Here is an 8438-nt window from a genome sequence, read left to right on the forward strand (position 1 = left end):
GGACGGGAGCGCTTCGCTGCCGGCGCGTCAGACCGACTTTCGTGAAGGCTTCTCGTAAACGTCGACGGAGACCACACGCTCGGGTGGGTAGTACGAGACTGGTACGTGGCCACTGTCGAGTTCGCCACCGTGCGACGGGCCGATGCATCTAATCCATCCCTCGTCCACAATCTCCCAGTCGTCGTATTCGCGCTCGATCTCGCCCTCCCCGTGCTTGTCCACGAGGTGGACGATCACACCCTCGGTTCTGTCGTCTGCCATATTCGACGTATCGAAGAGGTGTTTGATTAGCGTTCTGTAGTAACGTGGCTGGTTCGTCCTTTTGAACGGTCAATCCTCTCGCGCAACAACGGATCTCGCACAGACGGTCTCGCAATCAGGACGCCATCGACTACCTGGCCCTCGGCGACAGAATGCGCATACTAGAAAGTGATTCTCCCGTTAGTGAGCCAATTCCGGAAATTCCCTGAAACCTTGATTTTCCACAATTAGGAATCGCGTGACAGCAGCGAGATAGCGACAAGTAATATGGAACTGAATAGATGGTTTCCGGAAACAACCCAATCACGTTTTTAGTACTAGCCAGAAAACCAGTCTATCAAGCAACGATGATCCGCGATGCTCGCGTTCTCCGCGCCGGATTCGTCCCTCGGGAAATTGAGCATCGCGACGCCGAAGTCAACCATCTCTCTAGCGTTCTCGAGCCCATCCATCTGTTCTAGTTTAGTGACGGAGTGAAGCAGGATCTCAGCGGAGACTATACCGAATTGAGGCGGATTAGCTCAGGAGACTGGGTTCGCTGGAGCAGGCAGTCGCTGATTTGTTGTGTGATACCTTCGAGGCGGCGCACTCACAGCCGTGAGTGCGTCGCCGTTCCAGCGCTGCCGCTATCGACACAGGTGCTTCCCCGGTCGTCAGGCGAGTTCGTTACCAGAACTCGCCTGACTCAACCTGCTCACGTAACCGCGGTCGATGCGGATTTGGATCACGTGAAGCCCACAGCAACAACTCATCTAAATCCGGAAGTTCGTACCCTAAATCGAGCATCACGTACAACTGAATCAGGTGTGAATGGCGTTCGACAGCGTGAGAACATCGTCGACGAGGAAGTTGCGGCGACGACGCTGTGGCGTCGTCGGCGCTTTCCCGTTGTTTCACGTCCAGTTTCCGGAGTTCATCGACGATAACACGGCTCATCAGCAGTGAGATTGCGGCCATGATGACCAGAGCTTCGATGATGTACGGATCGGTCGTGTTGATTTCGTCAAGTCCGAAGCGTGATTTCAGTTCTTTGAACAATAATTCTATTTCCCAGCGCGCCCGATAGAGCTGTGCGATATCGGGCGCACTATAGTCGTCTTTCGAGAGATTTGTCAAATAGAGATGGTACTCTTCAGTATCCTCGTTCCAAACACCGACCAGTCGGAACGTTCGGGTCGTGCTGGTGCACGACCCTCGCTTTCGCTCGAACGAGAGGGTGATGCGAACATCGATTTCCTGTCGCTGCAGGTCGTCAAGGACGTCCTGCAGCGACTCTCCTTCGAGCGGGATACTGTTCCCCCGCCACGTCCGGAGCTCTTCGACGATCTCGAAGTTTGCGTCGTCTTTCACACGGGAGACGAACCAGCCGTTATTCTGGTCGATGCGGTCGAACAACCAGAAGTCGTAGAAACCGAGATCGAGCAAGACAAGTGCGCCAGCTACCCACTCGCCGGTGGGTAGCTGGCTCCGTTCTTGGGTTTTAGCGTCAGTTGTTCGGTACCGTGTTGGAAGGCCAGTTGAGAGTGATTCTGTTAGGTGAAGTTTCAGACCGGCCTGATCGTCACCGGTCGCAGCGTACACATCCGCGGCGTCTTGATAGAGAGAAACAATGCTCCCATCGGCAATGAGGACGTCTCGAAAGCGTTCGAGACGTCCGCTAAGGTCGGCATTTCTGGTATCGAGATTCTCGATGGCATCATCGAGAATCTCTCGAAGGAGTGCAACGAACGGTGGAGAGAACCACCCGTGGAAGGTTGCATAGGAGAGTTCATCGCAGTCGGACATTTCGACGAATCGTTCGAGAAAAGCCTGTACAGATCGGTCTGACCCAGCAGCGAAGCCAAGTGAAAGCGTGTAGAACAGCGCAACAGCGTCGAATTTCCGTTCACGCTCGACGAGATTCGTTGCGCGAGCGCGCTCGCGCAACTCATCGGAGGGAAACGCTCTTTGAATCCGATCAACAATCACTGAATCCGGTGGGGAGTAAGTCACACTATCCACCGGATTTCTCTGACTGGTAGTTACAACGATATCTAATCAGACGACGGTACACTCTGCTAACCTAGAACGGATGCGAGCCCATCACGAACGGTGAACCCGCCGACACAGCTATCGTCACCGGACCCAGCGGCGCCGGCAAGACGTGCATCTCGCAATTCGTCACCGAACGCCTACGTGAGGAGGTGCTCGACGTCGAGGCCACCTACGTCAACTGCTGGCGTAACTACACCCGATTTCGGACGCTCTACCAGATCCTCGACGACCTCGGCGCGACCATCGACATCCACCGGCAGTCGACGCCCCACGACGAACTGGTTGATCGCCTCCAGCAGCATGACGGCCCGCGAACCGTCGTCATCCTTGATGAGGTCGACCAGCTCGAAGACCCCAGCGTCATCTACGACCTCCACAGCCTCCCTCAGTTCGCGATCATCTGCATCGCGAACAAGGAAGAGGAGCTGTTCAGCCGCATCGACGACCGCCTCGTGAGCCGGCTGCGCTCCAGCGAACACGTCCGGATGGACAAGTACCACGACGAGCAGCTGTACGACATCCTGAGTGCGCGGGCGAAGTGGGGACTCGATGAGGACGTCATCACCGACGACCAGCTCTACCGGATCGCCGACGCGGCCGCCGGCGACGCCCGCCTCGCAATCGGCATCCTCCGAACGGCCGCCGGCAAGGCCGATCGCGAGAATCACGAGCGCATCACCGACGACATCCTCCTGGACTCCGCAGAGGATGCTCGGGCCCAAATCAAGCAGAAGAGCCTCGACTCGCTCACCCCCCATCAGCGGGTTGTCTACGACATCGTTCGCGAGCACGGCCCGGTCGGGCCGAGCGAGATCCACGAGCGCTACTCCGAGGACGTCGATGACCCACGGACGAAGCGGACTATCCGCACGTACCTCTCGAAGATGGAGCAGTACAACCTCCTCGAGGCGGAAGGGACGAGCCGAGACCGAGAGTACTCGCTCGTCGATTCGGCAGCTGCGTCGCCGATGCAGTGACCGTGACCCCGTCAGCTATCAGGAACTGAACTCGCCGAGGCCCGATTGCTCGTGGTCCAGCGGGTCGATGACCTGAGGATCGTCGTTGCCAGGGTTGTTGACCCGCGTCGAGATCTCGTAGGCGTCCAGATCGTCCTTCGGATACGGCTGGCACAGTTCCTTGCGGGTGTCCGGGTCTGCGGTGAGCCAGTCAGATTCCGCGTCCTGCGGGAGGACGACCGGCATCCGGTCGTGGATTGAGTTCATCAGGTCGTTCGGCTCCGTCGTGAGAATCGTGACGCACGAGATCCTCTCGTCGTCGCTTTCCCAGACGTCCCAGAGCCCGGCCATCGCGAATACGGGGTCGTCCTCCCGGTAAATCCGGTAGGGCTGCTTCGACCCGCCGTTCGGCGATTTCCATTCGTAGAACCCTGACGAGGGGACGAGGCAGGGACGTGATTCCCACGCCCGCTCGAAGACGCGTTTCTCGTCGGCAGTCTCGGAGCGAGCGTTGATGATGCCCTCCTCGGCTTCGTCCGCCCAGAACGGAATCAGCCCCCAGTGGTAGGCGTCGATCTCGTCGGAAGCCTCGTTCGTGATGATGTGGAGGTCGTCGCCAGGCGCGATGTTGTATCGAGGTGTGTACCCGCCGTCCGCGACGACCTCGGCGTCGAAGCGAGCCTCGAGGTCGGCCTGGTCGATGAAAAGCGAGTTTCGGCCACACATACATCCGGGTCCGGCCGGGAGAGTATTCAACGTATCTGGAAATGTGAACGGCTCTGAATCGTCGATTAGAGCTCGGTCGGTGGCAGAAGATCACAGAGAACAGGTGCTTGGTCAAGAAGTGCGTCGAAGAGCCGTTCAGTCGGTCGATACAGCGCGTGGTGTTCATCGACAGTATAGGGCGTTTTCTCGTCGTCGGTGTGAGAGAGAAATCCGCTTTCGAGGAGTGGAGCAAGGGTGGTATCCAACGCAGTTCCGGAACGACCAGATTCGGCTTCAAGAGTGTGTCGAGGGAACTCAGAAAGGAACCGCGTACAGCAACTCAGGACGTGAGCACGTCGATCAGCGAATAGTTCGTTGAGCGCAGTACGATGGGTGCGTGTCCAGTACTCGTCGAGTTTGACGTATGTGCGTACGATAGGGGAAAGCTCGTTCAAAGAACCTGTAGCATGGACGATGCCAAGGTCGTTGAGCGCATGTTGGTCTTTGGTGTCCAGAGACTCGCCGAGGGGATGGAGAACAGTTTGAAGCGCCTCGTGGTACCGCGAAGTGAGAAATTCCCCGGCAACAACGTGGGCGTTCACGATATTTCGAGTTGGGTGCATTGACTCGTGGTGATCGGGGTTTCGGTGGTCGACGTGGGTTCGTGGGTAGCTCATAGAGCACCTCTTCCAACGTGGCGTTGAGCATTAACATTCCGAGCAGTCGAGAGGGTGCAGCTGTGAAGGTTTAACCAACACGCCGGCGTCAATACGGGCGGTTGTTGGTTAACACGGAGAACGCTGGATTCAGGAACTATTCTCGGAAACAGGATCCAAACGGAGACTACTCGGGACCGTACCGGGATTGGAGGGGATCTAGTCGAGTTCCCTGAAATGCGGAAGCGACACGCCGCGGCTTATCGGGAACGTAGACAACTAATCGAATATGGGAGAACACTCAACGTCGAACCGATTGGCGGTGGACCAGCCGACACGGGGAGCCGACCGCAATCGGTCCCTCGCTGACCAGGCCGATCCGGCTACGGACGGGATGTTGTTGCCGTCACTCGGCGACGGCATCACGCTGCTCGACGTCGAGGGAGGCCGCGGCGTCCCAATCCTGCAGTCGCTCGTACTCGACCATCTCCTCCTGCACGACGGGCCCGCCTTCTGGGTCGACGCAAATGGTCACGCGACGACGACGACACTCGCCCAGATCGCGCCCAGTCAACGGTTGCTCAACCGAATTCACGTCGCCCGCGGATTCACCGCCTACCAGCACTACGGCGCCGTCTGTGATCTCCCGACGGCAGTGAACAAGTCGATCCAGATGTCTACCACCGACGCCGGGGCGACCGGTCGAGGGGGACCAAGTCGTGACGAGGACACGTCGCCCCACACGCCCGCCCTCATCGTCGCGCCGGCCGTCGACGCCCAGTACCGCGCCGACGATACCCTTGGCGAGACCCACGCAAAAACCCTCCAGGCCCGCACCCTTGCCCGGTTGGCGACCTACGCCGATGGGTACGACATCCCGGTGCTCGTTACGCGAAACGAGCGAAACGAATTCACCGAGCCAATTGCGACGGTCGCAGACCACCACCTGGAGTGCGAGCAGACGCGGATGGGGCCACGGGTCGTCGGCGAAGACTTCGAGATGCTCGTCTATCCCGTCGACGACGGCGCGTACTACCAGACGACGTTCGCGTACTGGCGGCAGCTGCTCGCGGCACGCGCCACGCAGGTCGACGTGGAACCGACGACGCCGGCGCCGTCGACGCCGACTCCGGAGGGTGTCGGAACGGGCGTCACCGCTGACGGTGAGACGGTGGCGGCCACCGCGGATCCCTTGCTCGATGCGTGGACGGCGAGCGGTACAGGAGGCCGATAGCGATGGGGCGCACGAACCCGACGTACCGGGATGCGCTCCGGGCCATCGAAGAGCGCTGGGCGGAGTTCCGGCGGGCACTGCGGCGTCGCGACCAGCCGCGCTTCGACCGGCTGTTCGAGTACGCCCGCGAGCACGCCGACGCGAGCGGGCTGTTGAACCACCAGAACCCGCTGCTGCCGGCGCTGCTCAGCATCGATCTCGAACAGGAGGCCCGCCTCGACGACCACGAAGAACGTCTCGAGGACCTCGAAGCCGCGGTCGCAACGAGCGATGACCAGGAGGCCGCCCCACCGGACGCGAACCCGTGACGATGCCGTTCAGTATCGACTTTCTGGACGACGGCCGCGTCCTGGAGTGGGAGGCAACTGCCGACGGCGCCGTCGCGACCGAGCGCGATGACTACACCCCACGCTTCTACGTGGGCGCTCGCGACCCTGATGCCGACCTCGACCTCACGACGCTCCAGTCGGTGTACGACCAGCACCCGGACGTCGTCGCGACCGAACTGGTTGCGCGACGCCCCGGCTTTCGACGGGACGAGGAGGCCGTTCTCGCAGTCGACGTCGCCCACATCGATCGCGTCACTCCACTCGCCCGGCAAGCGCGTCAGCTGTCGGCCTATCCAGTCGGGGATCTCGCCTGCTTCAACGTCGACTTCTCGCGAGAGTTCCGGTACTGTCTGGAGACCGACGCCGATCCGACGCCGGCGAGCGAGCTGTCGACGCTCCGGCTCAGCGTCCCAGTGACCGAAACGAGCAACGACATCTATGGGGAGCTGTCCGTCGCCGGCGACACCGTCACCGGCTCGCCGACGGATCTCCTGACCGCCGTCCAGGGGGCGCTCGACGCGCACGATCCGGACGTCCTGGTCTGCTCGACCAGCGAGATCGTCCCGACGCTGTACGAGATGGCGACGGACGCCGTCGTCGACGATTTCTCGCTGAGTCGGTGGCCGGACGTCGACTACCAGCAGCTCGCGAGCCGGTCGACGTACTCGAGCTACGGCCGCGTCGGTCACTCCCCGGCGCGGTACAACGTGCCCGGCCGGGCGATTATCGACGAGTCGAACACGTTCTTCTACGGAGAGACGAACCTCGACGGCGTCCTCGACCTCGTGTCGCGCTCGAAAAAGCCCGTCCAGGAGCTCGCGTGGGCGTCGATCGGGAACGTGCTCACGGCGATCCAGATCTGCGAGGCCCACGACCGCGGTGTCCTCGTCCCGTGGAACTCCTGGCGCCACGAGTTCTACAAGCCGATGGGGACGCTCCACGACGCCGACCGCGGCGGCTTTATCTTCGCCCCCGAGGTCGGCCTCCACGAGAACGTCCACGAACTCGACTTCTCCTCGTTGTATCCGAACATCATCTGTACCCGGAACGTCTCGCCGGACGTCATCCGGTGTGACTGCCACAGCGACCGCGACGACGCCCCCGGCCTCGAGTACTCGATCTGCGACGACCGGGGCTACCTTGTCGACGTGCTACAGCCGATCATCGACGCGCGCGACGAGATCAAGGCGGCCATCCGTCGCGAGAAGGAACGGGACGATCCCGATGAGGACCGGCTGGCGGAACTCGAGGGACGGTCGGGAGCGCTGAAGTGGATTCTCGTCGCCTGCTTCGGCTATCAAGGGTTCAGCAACGCGAAGTTCGGCCGCATCGAGTGCCACGAGGCGATTAATGCGTTCGCTCGCGAGATTCTGCTGACGGCGAAACAGCGGCTGGAAGCTGGCGGCTGGCGGGTCGTCCACGGCATCGTCGACTCCATCTGGGTGACGCCGGACCCCGACGTCGACGACGATGACCGCGAGGACCTCGAGACGCTCGCGACGGAGATCACGGAACGCGTCGAGATTCGGCTCGAACACGAAGCCCACTACGACTGGGTGGCGTTCGTGCCGCAGCGCGAGAGCGACGCCGGCGCGCTGACGAAGTACTTCGGGAAGGTCGCCGGCGACGACGACTTCAAAATCAGAGGTATCGAAGCCCGGCAGCGTTCGACCCCGCCGTTCATCGAGGACGTCCAGCGGGATTGTCTCGACCGGCTCGATGCCACGCGGTCACCGGACGCGGTACTCGGACGGCTCGAACGAGCTATCGACGAACTGCAGGCGGGCAACGTAGCAGTGGAGCGGCTCGTCGAACGGAACCGTGTCTCGAAGCCCCTAGAGGGGTACTCACAGAATACCCAGAACGTGGCCGCCTTGAAGCGAGCCCGCGAGCAGGACCTGGCAGTCCACCCGGGCCAGGATATCGAGTACGTGGTTGTCGACGACGAGAAATCCTCGCGAGACCGGGTCGCCCTCGCCCACGAGGAAATCGAGACCTACGACGCCTCGTACTACGAGACGCAGCTGGTTCGAGCGATTGAGAGCGTGCTGTTGCCGCTGGGGTGGGATCGTACAGATATTCGACGGAGACTCGCGGAGACACGAGAGGTGGAGCTGACGGAGTTTACAGCAGCCCGGAACGGATGAGTAGTCTCAAATCTCTTCTGAGGTGAGCAAAATCACAAGTGGGCGACGAGGTCGATCCCATTCACACTCTGGGGGGTCCTGCTCTCTGGAACACCCCCCGGAGTGTGAATGGAGAC

Annotated in this window: 7 protein-coding genes and 2 pseudogenes; 5 read left to right on the forward strand and 4 right to left on the reverse strand. The window is 61.0% G+C overall.

Annotated features, from left to right (window positions below):
• Positions 1 to 27: 27 nt before the first annotated feature.
• Positions 28 to 261: a hypothetical protein gene (locus NATPE_RS20855; protein WP_006182478.1), complete on the reverse strand. Its 234-nt coding sequence runs from the start codon at positions 259 to 261 to the stop codon at positions 28 to 30.
• 347 nt (positions 262 to 608) lie between these two features.
• Between NATPE_RS20855 and NATPE_RS23520 the strand changes: the two are divergent.
• A pseudogene (locus NATPE_RS23520) lies at positions 609 to 710 on the forward strand (AAA family ATPase); the annotation flags it as partial.
• 217 nt (positions 711 to 927) lie between these two features.
• Here NATPE_RS23520 and NATPE_RS20860 read toward each other — a convergent pair.
• Positions 928 to 2262, reverse strand: a complete 1335-nt coding sequence (locus NATPE_RS20860) for an IS4-like element ISH32 family transposase (protein WP_012289608.1) — start codon at positions 2260 to 2262, stop codon at positions 928 to 930.
• 74 nt (positions 2263 to 2336) lie between these two features.
• On the opposite strand from NATPE_RS20860, the pseudogene NATPE_RS20865 reads away from it, so the two are divergent.
• A pseudogene (locus NATPE_RS20865) lies at positions 2337 to 3272 on the forward strand (Cdc6/Cdc18 family protein); the annotation flags it as partial.
• 18 nt (positions 3273 to 3290) lie between these two features.
• On the opposite strand, the gene NATPE_RS20870 reads toward NATPE_RS20865, so the two are convergent.
• Positions 3291 to 3977, reverse strand: a complete 687-nt coding sequence (locus NATPE_RS20870; RefSeq protein ID WP_015299356.1) for an SOS response-associated peptidase — start codon at positions 3975 to 3977, stop codon at positions 3291 to 3293.
• Between the two features lie 65 nt (positions 3978 to 4042).
• Positions 4043 to 4633 carry a hypothetical protein gene (locus NATPE_RS22890; protein WP_015299357.1) on the reverse strand — a complete coding sequence of 197 codons (591 nt, stop codon included), beginning with the start codon at positions 4631 to 4633 and terminating at the stop codon, positions 4043 to 4045.
• Between the two features lie 268 nt (positions 4634 to 4901).
• Between NATPE_RS22890 and NATPE_RS20880 the strand changes: the two genes are divergently transcribed.
• Genes NATPE_RS20880 through NATPE_RS20890 form a run of 3 tightly spaced genes read left to right on the forward strand, consistent with a single transcriptional unit; the run spans position 4902 to position 8322 of the window.
• On the forward strand, positions 4902 to 5846 hold the full coding sequence (locus NATPE_RS20880) for a hypothetical protein (RefSeq protein WP_015299358.1): 945 nt from the start codon (positions 4902 to 4904) through the stop codon (positions 5844 to 5846).
• A 2-nt stretch (positions 5847 to 5848) separates the two neighbouring features.
• The gene (locus NATPE_RS20885; RefSeq protein WP_015299359.1) at positions 5849 to 6154 is read left to right on the forward strand and encodes a hypothetical protein; all 306 of its coding nucleotides are present in this window, start codon (positions 5849 to 5851) and stop codon (positions 6152 to 6154) included.
• Between the two features lie 2 nt (positions 6155 to 6156).
• Entirely contained in the window at positions 6157 to 8322 is a 2166-nt protein-coding gene (locus NATPE_RS20890; protein WP_015299360.1) for a type B DNA-directed DNA polymerase, read from the forward strand.
• The last annotated feature ends 116 nt before the right edge of the window (positions 8323 to 8438 follow it).

The organism is Natrinema pellirubrum DSM 15624 (genome assembly GCF_000230735.2).
In the GTDB taxonomy this organism is placed as follows: Archaea; Halobacteriota; Halobacteria; order Halobacteriales; family Natrialbaceae; genus Natrinema; species Natrinema pellirubrum.